Annotated in this window: 21 protein-coding genes; 13 read left to right on the forward strand and 8 right to left on the reverse strand. The window is 64.0% G+C overall.

Annotated elements, in window-relative coordinates; translation table 11 throughout:
• The first annotated feature begins 47 nt into the window (after window positions 1-47).
• Both rho and yddG read left to right on the forward strand, forming a co-directional pair.
• Window positions 48-1,313, forward strand: coding sequence for a transcription termination factor Rho (gene rho / locus AC1RUK_RS28245; RefSeq protein WP_436169978.1), 1,266 nt, complete (start codon window positions 48-50; stop codon window positions 1,311-1,313).
• Between the two features lie 172 nt (window positions 1,314-1,485).
• Complete coding sequence (yddG, locus tag AC1RUK_RS28250; protein WP_481838007.1) at window positions 1,486-2,418, forward strand: aromatic amino acid exporter YddG; 933 nt, start codon at window positions 1,486-1,488, stop codon at window positions 2,416-2,418.
• Here the strand turns inward: yddG and AC1RUK_RS28255 are convergent.
• Window positions 2,415-4,439, reverse strand: coding sequence for a thioredoxin domain-containing protein (locus AC1RUK_RS28255; RefSeq protein WP_481838006.1), 2,025 nt, complete (start codon window positions 4,437-4,439; stop codon window positions 2,415-2,417). The two genes, yddG and AC1RUK_RS28255, sit on opposite strands and share 4 nt — an antisense overlap.
• A 71-nt stretch (window positions 4,440-4,510) precedes the next feature.
• Between AC1RUK_RS28255 and mnmE the strand changes: the two genes are divergently transcribed.
• From mnmE to AC1RUK_RS28280, 5 genes are all read left to right on the forward strand, one after another.
• Window positions 4,511-5,836 (forward strand): tRNA uridine-5-carboxymethylaminomethyl(34) synthesis GTPase MnmE, encoded by a 1,326-nt coding sequence (gene mnmE, locus AC1RUK_RS28260; RefSeq protein WP_481838005.1) that lies wholly within the window; start codon window positions 4,511-4,513, stop codon window positions 5,834-5,836.
• 164 nt (window positions 5,837-6,000) lie between these two features.
• Window positions 6,001-7,875, forward strand: coding sequence for a tRNA uridine-5-carboxymethylaminomethyl(34) synthesis enzyme MnmG (mnmG, locus tag AC1RUK_RS28265; RefSeq protein ID WP_481838004.1), 1,875 nt, complete (start codon window positions 6,001-6,003; stop codon window positions 7,873-7,875).
• Window positions 7,872-8,525, forward strand: a complete 654-nt coding sequence (gene rsmG / locus AC1RUK_RS28270; protein ID WP_481838003.1) for a 16S rRNA (guanine(527)-N(7))-methyltransferase RsmG — start codon at window positions 7,872-7,874, stop codon at window positions 8,523-8,525. The genes mnmG and rsmG overlap by 4 nt, the downstream gene beginning before the upstream one ends.
• A 4-nt stretch (window positions 8,526-8,529) precedes the next feature.
• A complete protein-coding gene (locus AC1RUK_RS28275) occupies window positions 8,530-9,327 on the forward strand; it encodes a ParA family protein (RefSeq protein WP_481840147.1) in 798 nt (265 codons plus the stop codon).
• Between the two features lie 50 nt (window positions 9,328-9,377).
• Complete coding sequence (locus AC1RUK_RS28280; RefSeq protein ID WP_436169972.1) at window positions 9,378-10,265, forward strand: ParB/RepB/Spo0J family partition protein; 888 nt, start codon at window positions 9,378-9,380, stop codon at window positions 10,263-10,265.
• A 200-nt stretch (window positions 10,266-10,465) separates the two neighbouring features.
• Here AC1RUK_RS28280 and holA read toward each other — a convergent pair whose 3' ends face one another.
• The gene (gene holA / locus AC1RUK_RS28285) at window positions 10,466-11,509 is read right to left on the reverse strand and encodes a DNA polymerase III subunit delta (RefSeq protein ID WP_481838002.1); all 1,044 of its coding nucleotides are present in this window, start codon (window positions 11,507-11,509) and stop codon (window positions 10,466-10,468) included.
• A gap of 498 nt (window positions 11,510-12,007) precedes the next feature.
• On the opposite strand from holA, the gene AC1RUK_RS28290 reads away from it, so the two are divergent.
• From AC1RUK_RS28290 to AC1RUK_RS28310, 5 genes are all read left to right on the forward strand, one after another.
• Complete coding sequence (locus tag AC1RUK_RS28290) at window positions 12,008-13,240, forward strand: 3-methyl-2-oxobutanoate dehydrogenase (2-methylpropanoyl-transferring) subunit alpha (RefSeq protein ID WP_481838001.1); 1,233 nt, start codon at window positions 12,008-12,010, stop codon at window positions 13,238-13,240.
• Window positions 13,241-13,242: 2 nt separating this feature from the next.
• Window positions 13,243-14,256 carry an alpha-ketoacid dehydrogenase subunit beta gene (locus AC1RUK_RS28295; RefSeq protein ID WP_481838000.1) on the forward strand — a complete coding sequence of 338 codons (1,014 nt, stop codon included), beginning with the start codon at window positions 13,243-13,245 and terminating at the stop codon, window positions 14,254-14,256.
• Between the two features lie 13 nt (window positions 14,257-14,269).
• Window positions 14,270-15,598 (forward strand): dihydrolipoamide acetyltransferase family protein, encoded by a 1,329-nt coding sequence (locus AC1RUK_RS28300; RefSeq protein WP_481837999.1) that lies wholly within the window; start codon window positions 14,270-14,272, stop codon window positions 15,596-15,598.
• 342 nt (window positions 15,599-15,940) lie between these two features.
• Entirely contained in the window at window positions 15,941-17,338 is a 1,398-nt protein-coding gene (lpdA, locus tag AC1RUK_RS28305) for a dihydrolipoyl dehydrogenase (protein ID WP_481837998.1), read from the forward strand.
• A 183-nt stretch (window positions 17,339-17,521) separates the two neighbouring features.
• Complete coding sequence (locus tag AC1RUK_RS28310) at window positions 17,522-18,394, forward strand: glycosyltransferase (RefSeq protein ID WP_481837997.1); 873 nt, start codon at window positions 17,522-17,524, stop codon at window positions 18,392-18,394.
• 51 nt (window positions 18,395-18,445) lie between these two features.
• Here the strand turns inward: AC1RUK_RS28310 and AC1RUK_RS28315 are convergent, their stop codons facing one another.
• On the reverse strand, window positions 18,446-19,549 hold the full coding sequence (locus tag AC1RUK_RS28315) for a saccharopine dehydrogenase family protein (RefSeq protein ID WP_481837996.1): 1,104 nt from the start codon (window positions 19,547-19,549) through the stop codon (window positions 18,446-18,448).
• Between the two features lie 126 nt (window positions 19,550-19,675).
• On the opposite strand from AC1RUK_RS28315, the gene AC1RUK_RS28320 reads away from it, so the two are divergent.
• Window positions 19,676-20,104 carry an Lrp/AsnC family transcriptional regulator gene (locus AC1RUK_RS28320; RefSeq protein WP_481837995.1) on the forward strand — a complete coding sequence of 143 codons (429 nt, stop codon included), beginning with the start codon at window positions 19,676-19,678 and terminating at the stop codon, window positions 20,102-20,104.
• An 85-nt stretch (window positions 20,105-20,189) separates the two neighbouring features.
• Here AC1RUK_RS28320 and AC1RUK_RS28325 read toward each other — a convergent pair whose 3' ends face one another.
• The 5 genes from AC1RUK_RS28325 to AC1RUK_RS28345 form a co-directional block, all read right to left on the reverse strand.
• Window positions 20,190-22,235 carry an aldo/keto reductase gene (locus tag AC1RUK_RS28325; protein WP_481837994.1) on the reverse strand — a complete coding sequence of 682 codons (2,046 nt, stop codon included), beginning with the start codon at window positions 22,233-22,235 and terminating at the stop codon, window positions 20,190-20,192.
• 59 nt (window positions 22,236-22,294) lie between these two features.
• Window positions 22,295-23,383, reverse strand: coding sequence for an ABC transporter ATP-binding protein (locus AC1RUK_RS28330; protein ID WP_481837993.1), 1,089 nt, complete (start codon window positions 23,381-23,383; stop codon window positions 22,295-22,297).
• 11 nt (window positions 23,384-23,394) lie between these two features.
• The gene (locus AC1RUK_RS28335) at window positions 23,395-24,231 is read right to left on the reverse strand and encodes a carbohydrate ABC transporter permease (RefSeq protein ID WP_436169962.1); all 837 of its coding nucleotides are present in this window, start codon (window positions 24,229-24,231) and stop codon (window positions 23,395-23,397) included.
• Window positions 24,228-25,088, reverse strand: a complete 861-nt coding sequence (locus tag AC1RUK_RS28340; RefSeq protein WP_006203515.1) for a carbohydrate ABC transporter permease — start codon at window positions 25,086-25,088, stop codon at window positions 24,228-24,230. Before AC1RUK_RS28340 ends, AC1RUK_RS28335 begins: the two co-directional genes overlap by 4 nt.
• Window positions 25,089-25,253: 165 nt before the next feature.
• The gene (locus tag AC1RUK_RS28345; RefSeq protein WP_481837992.1) at window positions 25,254-26,522 is read right to left on the reverse strand and encodes an ABC transporter substrate-binding protein; all 1,269 of its coding nucleotides are present in this window, start codon (window positions 26,520-26,522) and stop codon (window positions 25,254-25,256) included.
• Window positions 26,523-26,584 lie beyond the last annotated feature (62 nt).

Raw genomic sequence — 26,584 nt, forward strand, 5'->3', positions numbered from 1 at the left:
TCGCATCCCGCCGATATTTTTCCCAAAGCCTACCCAGAGTCCATCTAATGCAAGAAATGAAACTCACCGAGTTCAAGAACAAGAAGCCGCCAGAGCTGATCGCTTATGCCGAATCGCTCGAGGTCGAGAACGCCAGCGTCATGCGCAAGCAGGAGCTGATGTTCGCGATCCTGAAGAAGCTGGCCGCACAGGATATCGAGATCATCGGCGATGGCGTGGTCGAAGTGCTGCAGGACGGTTTCGGCTTCCTGCGCTCCGCCAATGCCAACTATTTGCCAGGCCCCGACGACATCTACATTTCACCGTCGCAGATTCGGCGCTTTTCACTCAAGACCGGTGACACCGTCGAAGGGCCGATCCGTAGCCCGAAAGAAGGCGAGCGCTATTTCGCGCTGCTCAAGGTCAACACCATCAATTTCGACGATCCGGAAAAGATCCGTCACAAGATCCACTTCGACAATCTGACGCCGCTCTATCCGACCAAGCGGCTGAAGATGGAGATCGAGAATCCGACCAGCAAGGACATCTCGCCGCGCGTCATCGACCTGGTCGCGCCGATCGGCAAGGGACAGCGCGCGTTGATCAACGCGCAGCCGCGTACCGGCAAGACGGTTCTCATGCAGAACATCGCCCATTCGATCACCGCCAACCATCCTGAATGCTATCTGATCGTGCTGCTGATCGACGAGCGGCCGGAAGAAGTGACCGACATGCAGCGCTCGGTGAAGGGCGAGGTGATCTCATCGACCTTCGACGAACCGGCGGTGCGCCACGTGCAGGTCGCCGAGATGGTCATCGAGAAGGCCAAGCGGCTGGTCGAGCACGGCCGCGACGTCGTCATCCTGCTCGATTCCATCACCCGCCTCGGCCGCGCCTACAACACTGTGGTGCCGTCGTCCGGCAAGGTTCTGACCGGCGGTGTCGACGCCAATGCGCTGCAGCGGCCGAAGCGCTTCTTTGGCGCGGCCCGCAACATCGAGGAAGGCGGCTCGCTAACCATCATCGCGACGGCGCTGATCGATACCGGCAGCCGCATGGACGAGGTCATCTTCGAAGAGTTCAAGGGCACCGGCAACTGCGAAATCCAGCTCGACCGGAAGGTGGCCGACAAGCGCATCTATCCGGCCATGGACATCCTCAAGTCCGGTACCCGCAAGGAAGACCTGCTGATCCCGCGCGCCGACTTGCAGAAGATCTTCGTGCTGCGCCGCATCCTGGCGCCGATGGGAACCACCGACGCGATCGAATTCCTCATCGACAAGCTGAAGCAGACCAAGACCAACGCGGATTTCTTCGATTCGATGAATACGTGAGGTCCGGCCGGAGTTTTCCGGCCTCTGCATTGAAGCCCCATTCCGGGAAACCGGATGGGGCTTTTTATTGCGCAGGATCAGGTCGCATTCCCGATACCGAGCGGCCGTATGCGGCGGCGGGCAACTCCATCTCTATGCCACTACTCGCGTCTTGAACGTGGGAAGCAGCGACGTGAAGAAGACAATCCCAACCCTGGTCGGCTTTTCGGCCATCCTGACCTGGTCCTTTCTGGCGCTGCTTTCGACTGCAGCGGGTCCTATCCCGCCCTTTCAGCTTGCAGCAATGACATTCCTGCTCGGAGCGCTCGTCGGCGCAACCAGCTGGATCTTGCGCCCGGCAGCGATCCAGTCGCTGCGGCAGCCATGGCCGGTCTGGGCGACAGGCGCTGCGGGACTGTGCATCTACCACTGCGCCTATTTCTTCGCGATCCAGTCGGCGCCGCCCGTCGAGGTCAGCCTGATCGCCTATCTGTGGCCGCTGCTCATCGTTGTCTTCGCCGCCTTCCTGCCGGGAGAGAGATTGAAAGCCCACCATGTGGTGGGTGTCGTCCTTGGCCTGGTGGGCGCCATCGTCGTCATTACCAAGGGCGGCCAGGTCGGGTTGGCCAATGGCGTGATGCCTGGCCATGTCATCGCCTTGTTCTGCGCCTTCGTCTGGTCGGGCTATTCGGTGCTGTCGCGTCGCTTCGGCCAGGTGCCTACCGATGTGGTGGCGGGCTACTGCTTCATCACGGCGACCGTTGCTTTCGCGCTGCATCTGGCGCTTGAAACCACAGTCTGGCCTCAGAAGCTGACGCAGTGGACCGCAATCGGCGTGCTGGGCGCGATACCGCTCGGCGCCGGCTTCTATGCTTGGGACTATGGCTGCAAGCACGGAGACATCATGATCCTCGGCGCCTTGTCCTACGCCGCGCCGCTGTTTTCGGTGATCGTGCTTCTGCTTGCAGGCTTCGGCGTGTTCCACTGGTCCGTCGCGCTCGCCTGCGTTCTGATCACAATCGGAGCGGTGATCGCTGCCAAGGATTTGTTGTTCAGACAGCGGCTGGCTGGGTCGTCGACCGGGGCAGCAGCGTTGCCCTCGGCTGTTGAAGGCGAGGCGTCCTAATCCTGTTGGCGACGCAGGACACGTTCGAGCTCGTCAGGATCGATTATCACAGGCAGGCAGACCTGCCCGGTGCAAAGCCAGGCGCCGAGCTTGTCGGTTGGCGGCAGGATACCGCCGGGCAATGTCGGTCGATTCGCCTCGGTGCCGACCTGCACGACGATATCGACCCGGCGCGGGTCGGGACTTCGATTCGCAACCGGAACGAGGCCTGGACTCGCCTCATCGTCGATAAGCACCAGCTTCACCGGTTCGAGCGCCAGGGCGCAGGCGTTGACGATGCCGGCCTGGCCATAAGCCTGTTGTGCCGCCCGGCCCATCGTGTGTTCTGCTGTCGCCCAGGCTTTTTCCCAAAGGTCGAGGTCGGCGGTGACCGATGATAGGCGCACCAGGGCTTCGATGATCTGGCTGGAGGCCGATGGGATTGCCTCGTCGACATCGCCTCGGATGCGGATCGGCACGTCGCCGCTGTCCGAAGCGGTCAGGTAATAGCCGGTGCTTTCACTGTCCTGGTGCCAGAGGTCGAGCTGGGCGACGAAATGCCTGGCCCGCTCGATATAGCTCGAGTCGCCGGTAGCCTCGAACAGGGAAATCGCCGCATTGGTCATCGCGGCATAGTCGCTGGACAGCGCCGGGAACAGTTTCTTGTCCCCGAGCATGGAATGCGGCAGACGGCCTTCGTGGCTCGCTCCGGCAATGTGGGAGAAGGCCTGCGCCGCTGCCTCGATCCAGTCGCTGCGGGTCAAGGCGCGGCCAGCCTCAGCCAATGCCGCGATCATCAGGCCGTTCCAGTCGGTCAGTGCCTTGCCGTCGCGACCGGGCCTGATGCGCTGCTCCCTGGCGGCGCGCAGCCTTGCTTTCAGCGGGACGAGCTGGTCGCGATCGGCGACGCTTTGGCTTTGCTGAGCCTCTGTCTGGTGGATGATTGGCTTGCCTTCCCAGCCATGCGGGGCCGAAAGTGTGAAGTATTTGAAAAACCGAGCCGAATCGTCCCCGAGCTCGGAATCGATCTCGTCCTTGCTCCAGGTGTAGAAAAGCCCCTCCTCGCCGTCGCTGTCGGCATCGAGGCTGGCGGCGAAGGCGCCGCCTTCGACGCGCATTTCGCGCAGCAGCCAGTCGACCGTGTCTTCGATTCGTAGCCGGAACAAATCGTTTCCGATCGCGGCATAGGCCCAGTTGCACAGGCGAATCAGCTGGGCGTTGTCGTAGAGCATCTTTTCGAAATGCGGCACCAGCCATTCGGCGTCGGTCGAATAACGGCTCAATCCGCCGCCGACATGGTCATGGATGCCGCCGGCGAGCATTTTTTCGAGGCTGAGCAGGACGGCGTCTCGGTGAGAGTTCTGTGCATCGCGCAGCCATGACAGCCAGAGCGTGTGCATGAACGGCGCGTTGGGGAACTTTGGCGCACCGCGCAGGCCGCCCAGATCCCTGTCGATCATGCCGTCGATGCGGCCGGCGAGATCGCTGAGTGTGTCGCGGTCGAGCACGGCCTTGCCGTGGGTGCCGGCCAACCTTGCCTCGACATGGCTGGTCAGGCCGTCGGCGCTTTGAGCGAGGCTCTCCCGCTTTTCCCGCCAGGCCTTGTCGACCGCCTCCATCACCTGGATGAACCCCGGACGGCCATAGCGCGCCTCGCGTGGAAAATAGGTGCCGCCCCAGAACGGCTTGCCGTCCGGGGTCAGGAACATGGTCAAGGGCCAGCCGCCCTGCTCGCCCATCGCATGCAGCGCCGCCATATAGATCTGGTCGATGTCGGGCCGCTCTTCGCGATCGACCTTGATATTGACGAACAGCCGGTTCATGACGGCGGCTACAGTGTCGTTCTCGAAGCTTTCATGCGCCATGACATGGCACCAGTGGCAGGCGGCGTAGCCGATCGACAACAGGATCGGCCGCTCATGTGCCTTGGCTTCGGCGAGTGCGGCAGGTGACCAGGCCCGCCAATGCACCGGATTGCCGCTGTGCTGCTGCAGATAGGGGCTGGCCTCTTCGGCCAGCAGGTTTTTGGCGGGCAAGGTCAACGGGTAAGCTCGGTTGCTGGGAAGCCGGGGCGGTTCATCGGAAAGCTAGGGCGGTTCAGTAGAGCGGGCAAATGATTTCAGCTCAATCCATTGTAGCGCTTTCCAGCGGGCGCCTGCCCGCCGGCATCGCCGTTATCCGTATTTCCGGCCCAAAGACTCGATTCGTGGTCGAAACGATTGCCGGCGGTATGGTTAAGGGCCGTGTCGCGACCTTGCGCAGAATCCGGGCGACGGACGGATCGCTGATCGACAATGGCCTGGTCCTGTTTTTCCCCGGCCCCGGAAGCTTCACCGGCGAGGATGTAGCGGAGTTCCATGTTCATGGCGGTCGCGCCGTGGCGATGAAAATGCTGGAGACGATCGCCGGCTTCGATGGCGTCCGGCATGCCGAGCCCGGCGAGTTCACGCGCCGCGCCTTTCTCAACGGCAAGCTCGATCTGGTCGAGACCGAAGCGCTGGCCGATCTCGTCAATGCCGAGACCGAGGCGCAGCGGCGCTTTGCCGTGCAGAACGCCGAGGGTGCGCAAAGCGCACTCTACTCAAGCTGGCGCCGGCGCCTCATCCACGCGCGTGCCATGATCGAGGCCGAGATCGACTTTGCCGACGAAGACGATGTGTCCGGCTCCGTTTCGGATGCGGTCTGGTCGGATGTGCGGGCGATGATCGGCGAGATCGGTCATCACATCGACGGCTTCCACGCCGCAGAGATCATCCGCGATGGGTTCGAGGTTGTCATCCTCGGCGCGCCGAATGCCGGGAAATCCAGCCTGTTCAACGCGCTGGCGCGGCGCGATGCGGCGATCGTCACGGACGAACCCGGCACCACGCGCGATCTGCTCGAAGTGGTGCTGGACCTCAAGGAGATGCGGGTCAGGATCACGGACACGGCCGGACTGCGTGATGCGCCCGGCAAGGTGGAGGCGATCGGCATCGAGAAGGCTCGGGCAAAAGCGCGCGGCGCGGATCTGCTGCTGTTGCTTGAGGACTTGATCGATCCCGTCGAAGCTGGTGCGGTGCCTTCAGACGCGCCGATGCTGAAGATCGGAACCAAGGCCGATCTGGCCGACCGCCAGCAGCTGGCAGTTTGGCCGAAAGATTACGCCGCGGTGATCTCGACCAAGGACGGCACCGGGTTGGCGGATTTGCTGGATGAGATCGGTCGCCGCGCTGCCGCGGAGATCGGCAAGGCCGGCGATATCCTGCCGTCGCGACTGCGGCATGTGGAGCTGCTCGACGAGACGAAGGTGTTCCTGACTTCCGCGCTGTCGGGGCACAGACAGGAGTTGCGGGCCGAAGAGCTGCGCCTGGCTGCGGATCGGCTCGGCCGGATCGTCGGCGCCGTTGATGTCGAAGACCTGCTCGACGTCATCTTCTCGCAGTTCTGTATCGGCAAATGACTCACGTGAAACATTGCGGCACGGTTGGTGGGCGCTGATTCACGTGAAACACGGGACATCGGCACCGTGATATTGTTTCACGTGAAACGAGTCCGACTTGCGTCCTTGACAGCGGAGGCTCTCGGGGACATGTCTCCGGCAACTTCAGAATCTGGAATGGCAAAATGAACGATCACTATGATGTGGTTGTGGTGGGCGGCGGCCATGCCGGTTGCGAGGCTGCGAGCGCTGCGGCGCGCGCCGGCGCCCGGACGGCGCTGGTGACGCTGCGCTTCGACACGATCGGCGTCATGTCCTGCAACCCGGCGATCGGCGGCCTCGGCAAGGGCCACCTGGTGCGCGAGATCGATGCCATGGACGGCTTGATGGGCCGCATTGCCGATGCGGCGGGCATCCAGTTTCGCCTGCTCAACCGCCGCAAGGGGCCCGCCGTGCGCGGTCCGCGCACCCAGGCCGACCGCAAGCTTTACCGGCTGGCCATGCAGGCCGCTATCCGCGAACAGGCCAATCTCGAGGTGATCGAAGGCGAGGTTCTGGATTTCGAGATCGACAATGAAAGCGTATCGGCTGTCTTGCTGGCCGATGGACGCAGGCTGGCCTGCGGCGCGGTGGTGCTGACCACCGGCACTTTCCTGCGCGGACTGATCCATATCGGCGAGAAGAAGATCGTTGCCGGCCGCATGAACGAGCAGGCGAGCATTGGCCTGTCGGCGACGATGAGCCGTGCAGGCTTCCAGCTTGGACGGCTGAAGACCGGAACGCCGCCGCGCCTGGATGGGCGAACCATTGACTGGGCGTCGCTCGAAAGCCAGGCCGCGGATGAAGACCCGGTGCCGTTCTCGCTGATGACGGACGCCATCCAGAATCCGCAGATCCATTGCGGTATCACGCGCACCACGCCTGCGACGCATGAGTTGATTCGCCTCAATCTTGGCCGGTCCGCGATGTATTCAGGCTCTATTGAAGGCGTGGGGCCGCGCTATTGTCCCTCGATCGAGGACAAGATCGTCAAGTTCGGCGATCGTGAAGGGCATCAGATCTTCCTTGAGCCGGAGGGTCTCGACGACGACACCGTCTATCCGAACGGCATCTCGACCTCGCTGCCGGAAGACGTACAGCTCGATATCCTGAAAACAATTCCCGGGCTGGAACGGGCGACGATGCTGCAACCCGGCTATGCGATCGAATACGACCATGTCGATCCGCGCGAATTGCAGCCGACGCTGGAAACCAAGCGCATCGGTGGCCTGTTCCTCGCCGGGCAGATCAATGGCACGACCGGCTATGAGGAAGCCGGCGCGCAGGGGTTGCTCGCCGGCCTTAATGCGGCGCGTAAAGCATCCGCCAGTGACCCGGTCGTGCTAAGCCGCACCGAATCCTATATCGGCGTGATGGTCGACGATCTGACCAGCCGCGGCATAGCCGAGCCCTATCGCATGTTCACCTCGCGGGCCGAGTTCCGCCTGTCGCTCAGGGCCGACAATGCCGATGAGCGGCTGACGCCGCTGGCTGAGAGGCTGGGGATTGCGTCGCATGAGCGGATCCATCGCTTTAACGACATCATGCAGGACCTTAAGAAGGCCCGCGAGCTGGCGACAGGCGTTAGCTTCACGCCGAACGAAGCGGCACGCCATGGGCTCGAGATCAACAGGGACGGCGTGCGCCGTTCGGCCTATGAAATGCTGGCCTATCCCGGCGTCGACGTCGCCTGGCTCTCTCGAATCGAACCCCGGTTCGGTGAGATCGACGCCAAGACGGCCGAGCGTCTTGAAACGGAGGCGAAATATGCGGTCTATCTCGACCGACAGCAAGCGGATGTCGCGCAGATCAGGCATGAGGAGAGCCGGCTGATCCCGTCCTCTGTCGATTTCGCCAATGTGCCTGGGCTCTCCAATGAGCTGAAGCAGAAGATGCTGACACGCCAGCCGCGCTCCATTGCTGACGCCCAGCGGATGGAAGGGATGACGCCAGCGGCGCTGGCGATCATCGTCGCCCATGTCCGCAATGCCGAGGCCGCGGCGCAAAGGGATGTCGCGTGAGCGCTGCCTCATGGACAAGCCTGCAAGAGGCTGCGGGTCCGGTTTCACGTGAAACATTTGAGCGCCTGGTGGCGTTCGAACAGCTCTTCCTGAAATGGAACCGCAGCATCAATCTCGCCGCACCGTCGACGCTGGACGATGTCTGGGGCCGCCACATCCTCGACAGCGCGCAGCTTGGCCGAATCGCACCCCACGCGAAGCGTTGGGTCGATCTCGGTTCGGGCGGCGGTTTTCCCGGCCTGGTGCTGGCGTTTCTGCTTGCTGAACGTGAGGGCGCTTCGATCGACCTGGTCGAAAGCAATCGCAAGAAAGCGTCGTTCCTGCAGGCGGTGATCGGCCAGTTCGGTTTGCCGGCGCGGGTCATCGCGCGGCGCATCGATGACAGCTATCCACTTGTTTCTGCACGTGAAATCGTGACCGCGCGAGCGCTGGCCTCATTGCCGGCCCTGCTCGATCTGGCGGCGCCCTGGCTGACCAACGGGGCTCGCGCGCTGTTCCACAAAGGCCGGGATTACCGGGCCGAAGTGGAAGAAAGCACTCACCGATGGGCGTTCGATCTGGTAGAACATCCGAGCATGACCGACCCGCATGGGGTCGTCCTCGAACTGTCAAATCTGCGCCCGGCGACCCGCAATGAATTACTGGCATAGACCCATGAAAACTGGACCCCGTATCATCACCGTCGCCAACCAGAAGGGCGGTGTCGGCAAGACCACCACCGCCATCAATCTGGCCACGGCGCTGGCGGCAATCGGCGAACAGGTGCTGATCGTCGACCTCGATCCGCAAGGCAATGCCAGCACGGGTCTCGGCATCGACCGCAAGGATCGCACCGTCTCGTCCTACGACGTGCTGACCGGCGAGCTCGACCTGGAAGCGGCGGCGGTGCCGACGGCGGTGCCGGGGCTCTCGATCGTTCCGTCGACGCTCGACCTGCTCGGCATCGAGATGGAGATCGCCTCGGCGCCGGACCGGGTGCTGCGCCTGCGCAATGCGTTGCGCGCCGCGGCCGAGCGCTCGGCGCCTTTCGGCTATGTGCTGATCGACTGCCCGCCGTCGCTCAACCTCTTGACGCTGAACTCGATGGCCGCGGCCAACTCGGTGCTGGTGCCGTTGCAGTGCGAATTCTTCGCCCTCGAAGGCTTGAGCCAACTGCTCGAGACGGTCGAGCAGGTGCGCCGCTCGATCAATCCGGACCTCACCATCCAGGGCATCGTGCTGACCATGTATGACGGCCGCAACAACCTCGCCAACCAGGTGGTGCAGGATGTGCGGCAGCATATGGGCGACAAGGTCTATGAGACCATCATTCCGCGCAACGTCCGCGTTTCCGAGGCGCCGTCCTATGGCAAGCCGGCGATCCTCTACGACCTCAAATGCTCCGGCAGCCAGGCCTATCTGCAGCTTGCCTCCGAAGTGATCCGCCGCGAGCGCAAATTGCGCGCCGCCTGACGCCGATCCATTTTGACGCCGATTCGATACCGTAACGATCTGGACAGATTATGACTGAAGACCTTTCGAGAAAAAGACTGGGCCGTGGACTGGCGGCGCTGATCGGCGAAATCGATCGTCCGGCGATCGCGGAAAAGCAGAGCCCGGCGGCCGACGGCAAGGTGCCGATCGAATTCGTCAGCCCGAACCCGAAGAATCCGCGCCGCCATTTTGGCGAGGCCGAGCTCACCGACCTTGCCCAGTCGATCCGCGAGCACGGCGTGGTGCAGCCGGTGGTGGCGCGACCATCGCCGACTCAAGCCGGCCGTTACGAGATCATCGCCGGCGAGCGGCGCTGGCGGGCGGCGCAGCGCGCCGGCCTGACCGAGATCCCGATCATCGTGCGCGACGTCAACGACCGCATGGCGCTCGAGCTGGCGATCATCGAAAACGTCCAGCGTGCCGACCTCAACCCCGTCGAGGAGGCGCAGGGCTATCAGCAGTTGATCGACGAGCACGGCTACACGCAGGCCGATCTCGGCCAGGTGATCGGCAAGAGCCGCAGCCATGTCGCCAACACGCTGCGCCTGTTGAAGCTGCCCGACGTGATCCGCGACATGCTGGTCGATGGCGCCCTGTCGGCGGGCCATGCCCGCACGCTGGTGACGGCCGAGGATCCGGCGGGGCTCGCCAAGCGCATCGTCGACGAAGGGCTTTCGGTGCGCCAGGCCGAAGCGCTGGCGCAGATGCCGGCCGGGCCCACGCCGGCCAAGACCAAGGCCGCACCGAGCGCGCCTGAGAAGGATCCAGACACGCTGGCGCTGGAAAAGCTGATGACCGACACGATCGGCATGATCGTCTCAATCGAGCACAAGGAGCGCGGCGGCGTGCTCCGGGTGAATTATCGGACACTGGATCAGCTTGATGAATTATGCCGGCGGTTGAAGCAGGAACGGTAGGCACTTAGCCGGCAAAGTGACGGGGAGAGGGACGCTCTCATCCGCGATTTCGCCAATCGCCAGCGTTGCAGGAAAGACACCAGCGTTGCGGTCGGCCTCTTTCTCCCCGTAAACGGGGAGAAATGCCCGGCAGGGCAATGAGGGGCGGCGCTGAAATGGAATAGCTCGCACGGCCATGCCGAAGCCATCCGTTAAGGCACCTACCGCTGCGCCAGCCGATTGCTCTCCACCGCAATGCCAAGCAGCGCCTGCCTTGCCAGCGCCACCGACAGGTCCGGCCGTCTCCGCGTCTGCAGCACGGCCGCCTGCAGTCGGTTCAGAGCACGTCCCAGCGCCTCGACGTTCCAGCGCTCGAGCGCCTTTTCCACCAGCTTGCGCCGCGAGAAAAAAACCGGCGGTCGCGCCGCGGCAACCACTGCGGCGGCGTTGCGGCCGCCGGATTCCATCTGGCCGCGCATGGCTTGGATCGCCTGCAATTGCCGCATCGCCGACGACAGCACCAGAAAGGGCTGGCCGCCGGACTGGCAATGGCGGGTGAAGGCGGTGTCGAAGTCGCCGATCTTGCCCTCAAGCAGAGCATCGACGGCATCGTCGAAGGAGGCGCCGGAGACATCGCCGGATGTCGCCCTGACGTCGTCGAGGCTGATCTCCTTCTGGCCATGGGCATAGAGCACGAGCTTCTCGATCTCGCCGCGCGAGGCAAGCCGGTCGCCGCCGAGATTGCGGCGCAGCGCCTGCCTGGCCTCCATCGCCATCGACATGCCGGCCTTGCGCAATTCGTCGTCGATGACGGTATCGATGTCCCTGGCCTCATCGGCATAGCAGGGCAGGGCCATTGCATTGTCCGCCGCCTCGACGATGGCGCGCAGGCCGACCCCCTTTTTCAGATCGCCGGCTTCGATCAGAATGATGGCGTCGCGCGGCGGCTCATTGGTCAGCGCCTTGACGTCGTCGGCCAGCGCCTTCTGGCCGCTGGCGTTGCGCACCCATAGCAGGCGCCGGTCCGAAAACATCGGCACGGTGCGGGCCTCGTCGAGCAGGCGGCCTTCGTCGCGGTCGACTTCGGAGCCATCCAGCCGGACCACCGAGAACGGATCGTCGAGCGGCAGGCCGGTCTTGACGGCAAAGGCTTTCGCACGCTCGGCGACGAGGCCCCGGTCGGGGCCGTAGAGCAGGACGATCGAGATGCGTTGCTCCGGCTTCGCGAGCCAGGAATCGACCTCGTATGCTTTCTTCTGTGCCATGGTTGCTGGTTAGCATGGCGGCGCGGCGGGGTGAACCATGCAGTGGGCATGCTGCCCTAGGGTTGGATTGCTCCACTTCGGGCGTTGGCGCTGCCCCTCACCTGCCTGCCGGCATCCTCTCCCCGTGAACGGGGCGAGGGACGCTCGCGTCGCCGGTTTCGCCAATCACCAGCGCTGCAGGATAAGCGGCAACGACGCGGCCAACCCCCTTCTCCCCGTCACTGTACGGGGAGAAGGTGCCGGCAGGCGGATGAGGGGCGGCGCCGGCACCGGCAGGAAATACCTCCTCTTGCGCAAGACTGGGCACGGCCATTCGCCAAGTTGCGCGCCGCGGCGTAACATCGACAAGAAATTTCGCCGACATATCTGCATTTTGTCGCTCGCGTGCGGCATCGGCCGCCGTTTGACGACAGCCGAGACCAAGGCCCGACGAATTGGCACTGGTCTGGCGGCGAGGATGTGCAAATATCCTGCCGGCAACATTGGAGGACGAAGGTCATGGCCGATGCTGGAATGTTGCGCTTCCATGTTCCCGAACCGGAGGTGCGGCCGGGCGGGACGCCTGACTTCTCCAACGTGCCTATCCCCAAGGCGGGTTCGGCGCCGCGCCCCGAGATCGATGTCGACCCGCGCACGATCCGCGACATGGCGTTTTCGATCATCCGCGTGCTGAACCGCGACGGCGAAGCGGTCGGACCGTGGGCCGGCCTGCTTTCTGACGAGGAATTGCTGGAGGGCCTGCGCCACATGATGACATTGCGCAGCTTCGACGCGCGCATGCAGATGGCGCAGCGCCAGGGCAAGACCTCGTTCTACATGCAGCATCTGGGTGAAGAGGCGGTGAGCTGCGCCTTCCGCAAGGCGCTCGCCGCCGGCGACATGAATTTCCCGACCTATCGACAGGCAGGCCTGCTCATCGCCGACGGCTACCCGATGGTCACGATGATGAACCAGATCTATTCCAACGAAGCCGATCCGCTGAAGGGAAGGCAGCTGCCGATCATGTATTCGTCGAAGGAGCACGGCTTCTTTTCGATCTCCGGCAATCTGGCCACGCAGTATATCCAGGCGGTCGGCTGGGCGATGGCCTCGGCGATATCGAACGATTCGAAAATCGCCGCCGCCTGGATCGGCGACGGCTCCACGGCCGAGTCCGACTTTCATTCGGCGCTGGTGTTCGCCTCGACCTACAAGGCGCCGGTCATTCTCAACGTCGTCAACAACCAGTGGGCGATCTCGACTTTCCAAGGCATCGCGCGCGGCGGCTCCGGCACTTTCGCCGCCCGCGGCCTCGGCTTCGGCATTCCGGCGCTGCGCGTCGACGGCAACGACTATCTCGCCGTGCATGCCGTGGCCAAATGGGCGGCGGAGCGGGCGCGCGCCAATCTCGGGCCGACGCTCATCGAATATGTCACCTACCGCGCCGGCGCGCATTCGAGCTCGGACGATCCCTCGGCCTACCGGCCGAAGGCCGAATCCGACGCCTGGCCGCTCGGCGACCCGGTCATCCGCCTGAAGAACCATCTGATCCACAAGGGCGTTTGGTCGGACGAGCGCCATGCCCAGGCCGAAGCCGAAATCCTCGAGACGGTGATCGCGGCGCAGAAGGAAGCCGAAAGCCACGGCACGCTGCATGCCGGCGGCAAGCCGTCGACGCGTGACATGTTCGAGGGCCTTTACGCCGAGATGCCGCCGCATCTCAGGCGCCAGCGCCAGCAGGCGGGGGTCTGACCATGCCAAGACGGACGATGATCGAGGCCATTCGTGATGCCATGGACGTATCGATGGCGCGCGACGAACGCGTCATCGTGTTCGGCGAGGATGTCGGCTTCTTTGGCGGCGTCTTCCGCTGCACACAGGGCCTGCAGGCCAAGTATGGCAAAAGCCGCTGTTTCGATGCGCCGATCAACGAGTCCGGCATTGTCGGTTCGGCCATCGGCATGGCGGCCTACGGGCTGAAGCCGTGCGTCGAGATCCAGTTTGCCGACTACATGTATCCGGCCTACGACCAGCTGACGCAGGAAGCGGCGCGGCTGCGCTACCGCTCGAACGGCGACTTCACCTGTCCGATCGTGGTCAGGATGCCGACCGGCGGCGGCATCTTTGGCGGCCAGACCCACAGCCAGAGCCCGGAAGCGCTGTTCACGCATGTGTCCGGGCTGAAGACGGTGGTGCCGTCCAACCCGCATGACGCCAAGGGCCTGTTGATCGCGGCGATCGAGGATCCCGATCCGGTGATCTTCCTCGAGCCGAAGCGGCTCTACAACGGCCCGTTCGACGGCCATCACGACCGTCCGGTGACGCCATGGTCCAAGCATGAACTCGGCGAAGTTGCCGACGGCCACTACACGGTCCCGCTCGGCAAGGCAGTCATCCGCCGGCAAGGTGCCGCGGTCACCGTGCTTGCCTACGGCACCATGGTCTATGTCGCGCAGGCCGCCGCCGAGGAAACCGGCATCGATGCCGAGATCATCGATCTGAGGACGCTGCTGCCGCTCGATCTCGACACAATCGTCGCGTCGGTGAAGAAAACCGGGCGCTGCGTGGTCGTTCACGAAGCGACAATGACCTCCGGTTTCGGCGCCGAGCTCTCGGCGCTGGTGCAGGAGAACTGCTTTTATCACCTCGAAGCGCCGGTCGCGCGAGTCGCCGGCTGGGACACGCCCTATCCGCATGCGCAGGAGTGGGACTATTTCCCCGGCCCTGCCCGGGTCGGCCGCGCCTTGCGCGAAACATTGGAAGCCTAGGGGGAGGCCTGAGATGGGCGAACACATCATCAAGCTGCCCGATGTCGGCGAAGGTGTCGCCGAGGCCGAGCTGGTCGAGTGGCATGTGAAGGTCGGCGACCTCGTGCGCGAGGACACGGTGCTCGCGGCCGTCATGACCGACAAGGCGACGGTCGAGATTCCTTCGCCCGTCGATGGCGAGATCCTGTGGCTCGGCGCCGAGATCGGCGACACTGTGGCGATCGGCTCGCCGATCGTGCGGCTGAAAGTGGCCGGCGAGGGCAATGTGAAGCCGGAGAGTGCCCCGGCAGTCGTCAGTGCCGAACCTCCGGCGAAACTTCCCACGCCGAAGCCCGAGGCTGCACCGCCAGCCCAAAAGGCGTCGTCAAAGACCGATGAAGCAAAGGCGAACCCGGCACCAGCTCCGGCCAGCCCGAAAGCAACGGGACGGCCGTCGGTTTCCGGAGCGCCGCGTGCCGAGGGCGAAAAACCGCTGGCGTCGCCCGCCATTCGGCTCAGGGCAAGAGAGGCAGGCATCGATCTGCGCCAGGTCGCCGGCAGCGGCCCGGCCGGCCGCATCCAGCATGAAGACATCGAGGCCTTCCTGGCGCGCGGGCCGCAAGTCGCGAAGGTATCGGGGCTCGTGCGCAACGACACGATAGAGGACATCAAGGTCATCGGGCTCAGGCGCAAGATCGCCGAGAAGATGACGATCGCCAAATCGCGCATCCCGCATATCACCTATGTCGAGGAGATCGACGTCACCGCGCTGGAAGACCTTCGTGCCGCGCTCAACAAGGAGAAGCGCGCGGCCAAGGGCGTGGAGAGGCCGAAGCTGACGCTGCTGCCGTTCCTGATGCGGGCGATGGTCAGGGCGATCGCCGACCAGCCCAACCTCAACGCGCTGTTCGACGACGAGGCCGGCATCATCCACCAGCATGGCGGCGTCCATATCGGTATTGCCGCGCAGACGCCGTCGGGGTTGGTGGTGCCGGTGGTCAAGCATGCCGAGGCGCGCGACATCTGGGAGTGCGCCGCCGAGCTCAACCGCCTGGCCGAGGCGGCCAAGTCGGGCACGGCAACGCGCGACGAGCTGTCCGGCTCGACCATCACCATCACCTCGCTCGGCGCCATGGGCGGCGTGGCGACGACGCCGGTCATCAATCATCCGGAGGTGGCGATCATCGGCGTCAACAAGATGATGGTGCGACCGGTGTGGGACGGCACGCAGTTCATCCCGCGCAAGATGATGAACTTGTCCTCCAGCTTCGACCACCGCGTCATCGACGGCTGGGACGCCGCCGTGTTCGTCCAGCGCATCAAGACGCTGCTGGAAACGCCAGCGCTGATTTTCGTTGATTAGAGGGGATGTAATGCGTTCTCAGCGTGTCTCCCTGTCCGCTTCATTTGGCCGACCCCTGACGAGCGAGCCACGTGTCTCGCCCATCGGGAGAGAAGGCCTGGAACGCCGCGCCGCCCCTCATTGCCCTGCCGGGCATTTCTCCCCGTATGGTGACGGGGAGAAAGACGCTGCCATCGACGGTTTCGCCAATCGCCAGCGTTACGCGGATGGCGCCGGCATCGCGGTCAGCCTCCTTCTCCCCGTCACTATACGGGGAGAAGGTGCCGGCAGGCGGATGAGGGGCAGCGCGAGGCGGGATGGTAGGGCGTCCCCGGCAGTTCTCACCAGAAGGACGCTGTCGACATGAAAGAAATCTCCTGCAAGCTGCTCGTCATCGGCGCCGGTCCGGGCGGCTATGTCTGCGCCATCCGTGCCGGCCAGCTTGGCGTCGATACGGTGATCGTCGAGGCCGGCAAGCCGGGCGGCACCTGCCTCAATGTCGGCTGCATCCCGTCAAAGGCATTGATCCATGCGGCCGAAGAGTTCGAGAAGGTCGCGCATATGGCTGGCGGCAAGAGCCCGCTCGGCATTTCGGTCGCCGCGCCGACGCTCGATCTGAATAGGACGGTCGCCTGGAAGGACGGTATCGTTAGCCGGCTGAACAGCGGCGTTGCCGGCCTGCTCAAGAAAGCCAAGGTCAAGACCGTGCAGGGTTGGGCGACGTTCCGCGACGGCAAAACCGTCGAGGTCGAGACGGAGACAGGGACGCAGGTTATCCGGGCAGAGGCGGTGGTGATCGCCACCGGCTCGGCGCCGGTCGAGCTGCCGTTCCTGCCGTTCGGCGGGCCGGTGATTTCGTCGACGGAAGCGCTGGCGCTGAGCGAGGTGCCGAAGAGGCTGGCCGTGGTCGGTGGCGGCTATATCGGGCTGGAGCTCGGCATCGCCTTCGCCAAGATGGGCGCCGAGGTCACCGTGGTCGAAGCCTTGCCGCGCGTGCTGGCGCAATATGATACCGAGCTGACGCGGCCGGTGGTGAAGCGGCTGGCCGAACTCGGCATCGAGGTGATGCCAGGCGCCAAGGCCAAGGGGCTGTCGACCAAGGGCGATGCGCTGCTGGTCGAAACGGCGGATGGCAAGAATGCCAAACTTGCCGCCGACAAGATCCTGGTCACGGTCGGCCGCAAGCCGGTGACCGAAGGCTGGGGCCTCGAGCAGATCGACCTCGACATGTCAGGCAAATTCATCCGCATCGACGACCAGTGCCGCAGCTCGATGCGCGGCATCTTCGCCATCGGCGACGTCACCGGCGAGCCGATGCTGGCGCACCGGGCGATGGCGCAGGGCGAAATGGTCGCCGAGATCGTCGCCGGCCACAAGCGCAGCTGGGACAAGCGGGCGATCCCGGCGGTCTGCTTCACCGATCCGGAGTTGCTGACAGCCGGCCTGTCGCCGGAAGAGGCCAAGGCGCTTGGCGGCGAAATCAAGATCGGGCTGTTTCCCTTCGCCGCCAACGGCCGCGCCATGACGAAGCTCGGCGAAGATGGATTCGTTCGTGTCGTCGCCCGCGCGGACAATCATCTGGTGCTCGGCATCCAGGCGGTCGGGCAGGGCGTGTCGGAGCTGTCGGCGGCCTTCGGCCTGGCGCTCGAAATGGGCGCGCGGCTGGAGGACATTGCCGGCACCATCCACGCGCATCCGACACAGGGCGAAGGGTTCCAGGAGGCGGCGCTGAAAGCGCTGGGGCACGCGCTGCATATCTAGGCCGCGGAGCGTCGGGGCGACGCCGCGGCTGGCGGTGTTGCCGCGGTTGCCGGGCAAAACCTCACAGCCTAGAGCGGTTCAGCTTTTGATAGAATCGCAGACCCGCTCTAACTCTTTGTTTTTACGCAATTCCGGACGGAAAACCGCTACGCACTTTTCCTGGAATTGCTCTAGTGTCCCGCCATGAGCAGTGCACTGAAGAAGTATGTGGCGATTCGCTACAACACCGCCACGGGTTTCAAGCCGAGCCAATGGGATGGAAAAGGCCGCGCCAATCTCGATCCCGTATGGCTGGTCGAGCGGCTGGCGTTGTTTGACGGATATTGCGCGCCTTCTCTCGAGGCCCAGTCGCTCAAGGACTTTACCGTCCTGATCGCCTTCGATGCCGAAACGCACGAAAACTATGTCAGGACTGTCTGCAATTGCGTGGCCGGTATCGACGTCAGGCCGGTCCTCGTCGAAGCGCATGAGACCTACAATCTTCGCTTCAATGCGTTCGTCCAAGGTGACACGGATGCCGAGTTCGTTTCACTGACGCGGCTCGACAGCGATGATGCGCTGGCGCCGAGCTTCATGGAACGGATCGACTATTATGCGCGCCGGGAGATCGAAAAAGGCGCGGTCAGAGAACAGCCGCTGTATATCGCCTTTCCGGACGGCCAGAATTTCGACACGGTAACCGGCCGCTATACGCACCACGAATATGTCACGTCGGCGTTCGGCACCTTGGTCGAGAAGCGATCAGCCGAAATGAAAGGCGTCTATAGCGACCACCACGCGAAGATGGCGACGCGCTTCAACACCGTCGTGGCGGCATCGAAGGGCGCGCAATGGTGCATCGTCATTCATGAAAACAATGCCGCCAATGTGCTCAGGGGCAAGCCGGTCGCGGAACCGTCCTTCACCGTCGGTCGACCTGGGGTCGAGATCGAAAGGCGGGAGCCCGTGCGAAAGGAGAGGCCGCCGCAGCTGTCTCACACCTCAGCCAAGGCCTCGCGAACCGCGGGAAACTTTATCCGGTTTCTCTTGGGTCGCCCCATGATCCTGCGCAAATAGGAGGTCGCCCGCCCCCCATTCTTTCGCGGGGCTTCAGGAGCGAGAAATACCTCAGCTCGCCAGCCGGCTAACCATTTCGTGCTGCGCATAGGCGCGGCCGAAGCGGTTGGCGAGGAAGGCGTCGAGCGCGATGTCCTCCTGCTTGACGAAGCCTGTCGCCGGCAGGCTGCCGTCGGCCAGCATGTCGAGCACGGCGCAGATGCCGGAGGCCGTGGTGATCTGGATGGCGCTGCGCACCACCTGGCCGACGCGCTGGCTGTAGATCTTGTTGGCATAGGTCTCCTGCAGCAGGCGGCCGTTCTTGAGCCCGCTGACAGTGACGAAGACGATGACCACGTCCTGCAACGTTGCCGGCAGGGCGCTCTCAAAAATGTCCTTCAGCACGTCGCGGCGGTGGCGCAGGCCAAGGTCGTTGAGCAGCGCCTTCATGATCGCGGCGTGGCCGGGATAGCGGATGGTGCGGTAGTTCAGCGTGCGCACCTTGCCCTTCAGCGTCTCGGCCAAAGTGCCCAGCCCGCCCGATGTGTTGAACGCCTCATAGGTGACGCCGTCGAGCGAGAACTCCTCGCGCTCCTCCAGCGGCGGCACCTCGATCAGTTCGCCCTCGACGATGGCCTCGCAAGGCTCGCAATATTCGTTGATGACGCCGTCGGTGCTCCAGGTCAAATTGTAGTTCAGCGCGTTCGACGGATATTGCGGCAGGGCGCCGACGCGCATGCGCACGCTTTCCAGCGTGTCGAAGCGGCTGGCGAGATCGTTGGCGACGATCGAGATGAAGCCCGGCGCCAGGCCGCATTGCGGGATGAAGGCGCTCTTGCCCGAACGCCCCAGTTCCTTGACCCGCCTGGTGCTGACGACATCCTCGGTCAGGTCGAGATAGTGCACGCCGGCGCTGGCCGCCGCCTCGGCGATTCGCGTCGTCAGGTGGAAGGGAGCAGCACTCAGCACCGCGAACGTGCCGGCCAGGGCCGCTTCGAGCGCGCCGGGCGCGGCGATGTCGAGTTCCAGCGTCGCAACCGTGGCCGGCAGTTCGGCCGTAGCAAACTGCGCCGCCGCGCGGTCGACGAGAGTGACGTGATAGTCGCCGGTCGAAGCGAGCATTTCGGCAATGGTTGAGCCGATTTTTCCGGCGCCAACGACAACAATTTTCTTCATGACCGAATTCCCCTCGCGCAAAAGCTCAATGTGCAGACAGGATCGCAGCTTGCCTGTCGAAAGGAAGCGTGGAATTGTTCAGAACGAAACCACTTTTTGGACGATATGCCGAAGGAGATCGTCGAAATGATCAGTGATGCCGAACAGGCCCTGCTTTCCCTGCTGCGTGCCAACGCACGCGCCTCGACCACCGAGCTGGCGCGCCAGCTCGGTGTGTCGCGCACCACCGTGCAGAGCCGGATCGAGCGGCTGGAGCAGCGCGGCATCATCGCCGGCTATGGCGTCAGGCTGTCACCGGACTATGAGCAGGGACTGGTGCGGGCGCATGTGCTGCTCACCGTGACGCCCAAGCTCGCCGACAAGGTGGTGCGCAGCCTGCAGGCTTTGCCGCCGGTCAGGACGCTGCATTCGGTGAGCGGCAATTTCGACATGATCGTCATCGTCGACGCGCCGTCGATCAGGGACCTGGATTCCCTGCTCGACCAGATCGGCGCCATGGACGGGGTGGAGCGGACGTCGTCATCGATTATCTTGTCGACGCGGATCGATCGGTGAGGCTGCCGATCTCCCCCGTAACGGGGGAGATCGGATGTCGCTTCGGCCAACCTCCAAAGTCAAATTCCGGGCGGAAAGGCTCGCGTCAACCCGCGCCGCGTACCCGGCGTTGCTCCACCCCGCTGTCCAGCCACTCCAAATCGCCTGGCGAAAGCGCAATGTCGAGCGCCTGCAAACTGTCTTCCAGTTCGTCGAGCGTGCGTGGGCCGATCAGCGGAACCGAAGGAAAGGGCTGCGCCAGGACATAGGCGAGCGCGACATGGATCGGGCTCTTGCCCAATCGGTTCGCCAGTTCGATCGCCCGGTCGCGGCGGCCGAAATTCCGGTCCGAATACCAGACCCGCACCAGTTCCTCATTGTCGCGCTTGTCGCGGCCGGCGCGGTCGGTGAAGAAGCCGCGCCCCTGGCTCGACCAGGCGAAGTTCGGCATCTGCCGGGCGGTCAGCCAGGCCTTCCACTGGTCTGTCGAGGAGGTGACGCAACCGGCCCAGATCGGCTCCAGCATCTCGGCCAGCGAGAAATTGTTAGAAAGCGCGCCGGGCTCCTGCTTGCCGGTCCGTTCGGCATAGGCGATCGCCTCGTCCATGCGCGCCATCGTCCAGTTCGAGCCGCCGAACGGGCCGCGAATGCGGCCGGCCTTGGCCTCCGCGTCCATGGCGTCGACGAACTCGCCGACCGGCACGTCCGGATTGTCGCGGTGCATGAAATAGATGTCGACATGATCGGTCTGCAGCCGGTCGAGCGTCTGGGCGAGTTGCTTGCCGATGACATCGGGATAGCAGAGCGGGGAATGCGCGCCCTTGCCGATGACCACCGACTGCTCGCGCACGCCGCGGTTCCTCAGCCACTGGCCAAGCAGCGCCTCGGTGTAGCCGCCGCCGTAGACATAGCCAGTATCGAACAGGTTACCGCCGGCCTCGAAGAAGGCATCGAGCAGGATCGAGCCCGAGGAAAACGACCGGAAATCCTCGAAGCCGAGCGCCAGGCACGACGCCGGCCGCGGCAGACCGGGGATCTGGCGCTTCGGGATGCTGGTGCCATCGGTGCGCAGTGGCTGGCCCGAAATCGTGTTGATGCGTCTAGCCGGCTTCTCGATGTCGTATTCGAGACCCGCTGCCGCCCGCCATTTGTCGAGCACGCGCAGCGTGCCGAGGCTGTCGGCCCAGCCCATGCCCGGCCAGGCGAATTCCTGGTTCCCGGCAAGGATAGCGTCGCCGGCGCCATCGACCTCGAAGGAGTAGACATGGCGGGTTTCGTTGACGCTGATGGTTTCGCGGGTCCCGTCGGGCCGGATCAGGTCGATCCTGCCCGGCCCGACGTCCCGGTTGCCACCGGCGAACCAGAAATCCGGCACCTCGATATGGCCTTTGGTGCCGAAGATGCGCAGCACATTGTCCTGCGTCAGCGAGATGCTGCAGGAGATCTCGGCGACGATGCCGCCGGGGAAATGCAGCAGCGCCGAGGCCCATTCGTCGACACCGGACAGGCCGAGATGGGCGGCGCCCGTCACCTTGTCGGGCTCGGCGAAGGGTTTTCCGGATGCCGCGCCGGCGATCAGCCGTGCCATGGAGGCCGGATAGCCGCCGACATCCAGTATGCCGCCGCCGGCGAGGTCGTTGGCATAAAGCCGATGCTCCGGCATGAAGCCCGGCATGGCGAAGCCGAAGCTCGACTTGATCATCCTGACGTCGCCGATGGCACCGGACTTGATCAACTCGACCAGCTGCAGTGTCTGCGGGTGCAGCCGGTACATGAAGGCTTCGCCGAGGAACGTGCCGGCCTTGCGCGCCGCATGGATCATCGCGTCGGCCTCGAAGGCGGTCAGCGCAAGCGGCTTTTCGCAAAGCACATGTTTGCCGGCTTCGGCTGCCTTGATCGCCCATTCGGCATGCCCGGGGTGCGGTATCGAAATGTAGACGGCGTCGACCTCCGCGTCGTTGAGCAACGCGTCGTAGCCGTCGAGGATGCGGGCGCCGGGGAAGGTCTCGGCAAGGCCTGCTTTGCCGGGGTTACGGGCGCCGAGCGCAACAACCGTACCGGTGCGCGACTGGGCCACGCCGCCGGCAAAGGATTTTGCGATGCTGCCGGGCCCAAGAATGCCCCAACGAATTTTTCTAGCTTCGAAACTCATTTCAAATCTCCTTGGGACCGCCTCGACGCGTCGGGTCAGGCAAAGAAAGGTTCTGGCGCTTAGCGAATGCGTGCGCCCTTGGTGTCGAAGAGCAGCGTCCGCTCGGCCTTGATCGACACCACCAAATGGTCGCCGCTCGCCCGCTGCCGTGAGGCCTCGCGCTCGATGATCAGTTCCTGGTCGCCGCCGGCATCGGCGTAGACGTAGCTCACCGATCCCAGATGCTCGGCGACATCGGCCTTGACCGATATGTCGCAGTCGCCTTGCCCGGCATCGAAGAAATGCTCGGGCCGGACGCCGAGCACGACATCGGCGCCGACGACGGGCGGCGTGGTCTGGAGCGGTTTTTTGAGCCGCGCGCCGGCATGGTTCACGAGCTCGACGGTCGCGGAACCATTGTCCGCCTCGACCACCTTCGCGGCCAGGAAATTCATCTTCGGCGAGCCGATGAAGCCGGCAACAAAGCGGTTGGCCGGATCGTCATAGAGGTCGAGCGGCGCGCCGATCTGCTCGACATTGCCGGCCTTGAGCACGACGATCCGGTCGGCCAGCGTCATCGCTTCGGTCTGGTCGTGCGTCACATAGATCATGGTGACGCCGAGCTCCTTGTGCAGGCGCGAGATCTCGACCCGCATCTGCACGCGCAGCTCGGCATCGAGATTGCTCAGCGGTTCGTCGAACAGGAACACCTGCGGCTCGCGCACGATGGCGCGGCCAATGGCGACGCGCTGGCGCTGGCCGCCAGACAATTGTTTCGGCCGCCGCTGCATCAGTTCGTCGATGCAGAGGATCTCGGCGGCCCGCTTCACCCGCCGCTCGGTGTCGGCCTTCGGATTGCCGTTCATCCTGAGGCCGAAGCTCAGATTCTGCTCGACCGTCATGTGCGGATAGAGCGCGTAGGACTGGAACACCATGGCGATGCCGCGCTCGGCCGCCTCGACGTCGTTCATCACCTTGCCGCCGATGGCGATTTCGCCGCCGCTGATGTCCTCCAGCCCGGCGACCATCCGAAGCAGCGTGGACTTGCCGCAGCCGGAAGGGCCGACGAAGACGACGAACTCGCCGTCGGCGATGTCGATGTTGGCGCCATGAATGATCTCATAGACGCCGAAGCGCTTGACGACATTGCTGAGCGTGACGGCGGCCATCTCGTCCTATCCTATTTGATGGCGCCGGCGGCGATGCCGGCGATGAAATGACGCTGCAGCAGCACGAAGACGACGAGCATCGGCACGGTCAGCATGACGGCGCCCGCCATGATGCCGCCCCATGACACTTTGGTGAGACCGATCAGCGTGCCGAGCGCGACCGGTGCCGTCATCGCGCCGGGCTGGCTGTTGATCAAAAGCGGCCAGAGATAGTTGTTCCAGGAGGCAAGGAAGAGGATGATGGCGAGCGCCGCCAGCATCGGCCGCGCCAGCGGCAAGGCGACGAACAGGAAGATGCGCCATTCCTTGACGCCCTCGACGCGGGCGGCGTCGAACAAATCGCCCGGCATCATCGAAAAACTCTGTCGCATGAACAGCACGCCGAGCGAATTGAACAGCGGCGGCACGATCAGCGCCACCCAGGTGTTGGCGAGCTGGAAATCGCGCGCCACCATGATGAACTGCGGGATCAGCACCACTGCATAGGGCAGCGTGATGGTGCCGAGGATGATGGCGACGACCACGCCCTTGCCGACGAAATTGTAGCGGGCGAGTGCCCAGCCGGCCATCGAGGTGAGCAGCACCGAGAGGAAGGTATAGGTCACCGCCACCGAGACTGAGATGCCGATGGCGCCGACGAAATTGGTGTCGCGCTGCAGGTTGTTGAAATTGTCGACGAAATTGTCATGCGGCAGAAGCTCGATGCCGGGGCTGAAGATGCCGTTGTCGGGCATGGTCGAAAACACCACCATCATCCACAGCGGAAACAGCCAGATCAGCGCCAGCGGCGTCAGGAACAGATGCAGCGCGATGCTGCGGCCGAGCCTTGCTTGCGAACGCGAGCTCATTTCGGCTCCTTCGTCAGCCAGAGCTGCACCAGCGTGATGGCGATCGCCAGCCCCGCCATGGTGTAGGCGACGGCCGACGCATAGCCGAAATTGAGCGAGCGAAAACCCTGGCGGTAGAGCAACAGGCCGAGCGTCTCGGTGCCGCCGCCCGGGCCGCCGCGCTCGGTGATCAGGAAGGGCTCGGTGAACAGCTGCATCGTGCCGATGATCGACAGCACGGCGCAGAAGACGATGATCGGCTTCAACAGCGGCAGGGTGATGTAGAAGAACTGCTTGACCTTGCTGACGCGATCGAGCGTCGCCGCCTCATAGACGTCATCCGGGATCGATTGCAGGCCAGCCAGCAGGATGATGGCGTTGTAGCCGGCCCAGCGCCAGGTCACCGCGATCATGATCAGCGCCATCGCCGGCGTGACGTTGGAGAACCAGTCGATGCTGGGCAGGCCGACGCTGTTCAGCAGCTTGTTGATGATGCCGAAATTGAGGTTGAACATCAGCCGGAACACCGCCGAATACGCGACCTCGCCGACCACGACCGGGGCGAAGAAGGCAAAGCGGTAAAGGCCGCGCGCCTTGAGCAGCGGCGAATTCAGGAGCACCGCCATCACGATCGCCAGCGAGATCATCACCGGCACCTGGATGACGAGAATCAGCAGCGTGTTCTTCAGCGCGTTGAAAAAGGCCGGGTCGCCGATCAGCCGGCCCCAGTTGAAGGTCGGGGCCCAGCGCCATGGCACGGTGCGCGTCGCCTGGAAGGAAATCAGGAACGAGCTGATGATCGGCCACACCCAGAACACCGAGAAGATCAGCAGATAGGGCGCCAGGAAACGATAGGCGGTGGCGTTCTGATGGCGCATCGTTTCCTCCCTTTCTTTCGCCTTGCACCCGCTGGGTGGCGTGTTGCTACTCAACCGGTGCGGTCCGGACGTCTAGGGCAGCGTCAATTGTCGGCGTTTGCGCCGCCCCTTATCCGCCTGCCGGCACCTTCTCCCCGTAAACGGGGAGAAGGGGAAGCTGATCGCTCACTTGATCGGCAGGCCGGTCGCCGAGGCGATCTGGTTCGCGGCATCGTCGAGCGCCGCCTTGGCGTCCGGATAGCCGCCGGCCAGATATTTGGTCTGCACGGCGCGCATGATGATCTCGGCGTCGCTCTGGAACGGCGTGCCGCGGCTCGGCACGACCTTGGGCAGAGTGGCGAGGATGTCCTTCCACACCGCCTGGTCGCCCCAGTAGGGCAAGCCCTGCGAAACATAGGGGTCGTCGAGCGCCGAGATCAGCGACGGCACCAGGCCGAAATCCTTCAGCATGGTGATCTGGCCTTCATTGGTGGCCAGTGTGTACTTCAGGTAGGCGTAGGCGGCTTCCTTGTTCTTGCTGGCCGAGGTGATGGCCAGCGAGGATCCGCCGAGATTGGCGGCGCGCGGGCCGTCGGCGGTCAGGCTCGGCATCAGATAGACGCCCCATTTGCCGTTTTCGCCGGCCGATTCGGTGCGGATGGTGCCTTCATACCAGCCGCCATAGACCTGGGTGGCGACGGTGCCGGCGGTGTTGTTGGTGATCTTGGTGCCCCAGTCGGCCGACGCCATGATGCCGGCGTCCTTCATTTCCTTGATCTTGGTCAGCGTATCGACGCATTTGGGCTGGTTGACGGTGATCGACTGCCCGTCGGCGGCGAAATAGGCGCAGCCCTGTTCGTTGGCGATCATGCGGAAGAATTCGGTGTCGCCGTTGAAATCGGCGTTGGTCATGGTCACGCCCGGATTGGCGGCCTGGATCTTCTTGCCGGCGGCGATGAAATCGTCCCAGGTCTTGATCGAGGCGGGATCGACACCGGCCTTCTCATAGAAGTCGCGGCGGTAGAAGGCGGCGACCGGGCCGGAATCCCACGGCATCGCATAGGCCTTGTCGCCGACTTCGAGCTCGGTGCGCTTGAAGTCGGGGAATTTCTTCTGGTCCTCGGCGGTGTAGCCCAGCGTATGCAGGTCGACGAAGCAGTCGGGGAACTGGCTCCAGTAGTTCTCGGCCTCGCCATTCTCGATCGAGATGATATCCGGCAGGCCGACGCCGCCGGCGGCGCAGCCGGCGATCGACTTGTCGTAGGTCGGCTGGTTGCCGAGGTCCTCGACGGTCACCTTGATATCGGGGAATTGCTTGTTGAAGCCGGCGACGGTGGCCTTCAGCGACGAAGCCGCGATGTTCCAGCTCCAGATCGTGATTTCGCCGGACTGCGCCATGGCCGGGCCGGAGCCCAGGGCAAGCGCGAGCGCGGCGCAGGTCAGTGTGGTGCGCATAGAAATCCTCCCATTTCATTTGCTCTCTCTTGGCGAGCGTGGCTAAGATTATGCAGCGCGGA

Source organism: Mesorhizobium monacense, from assembly GCF_056781675.1.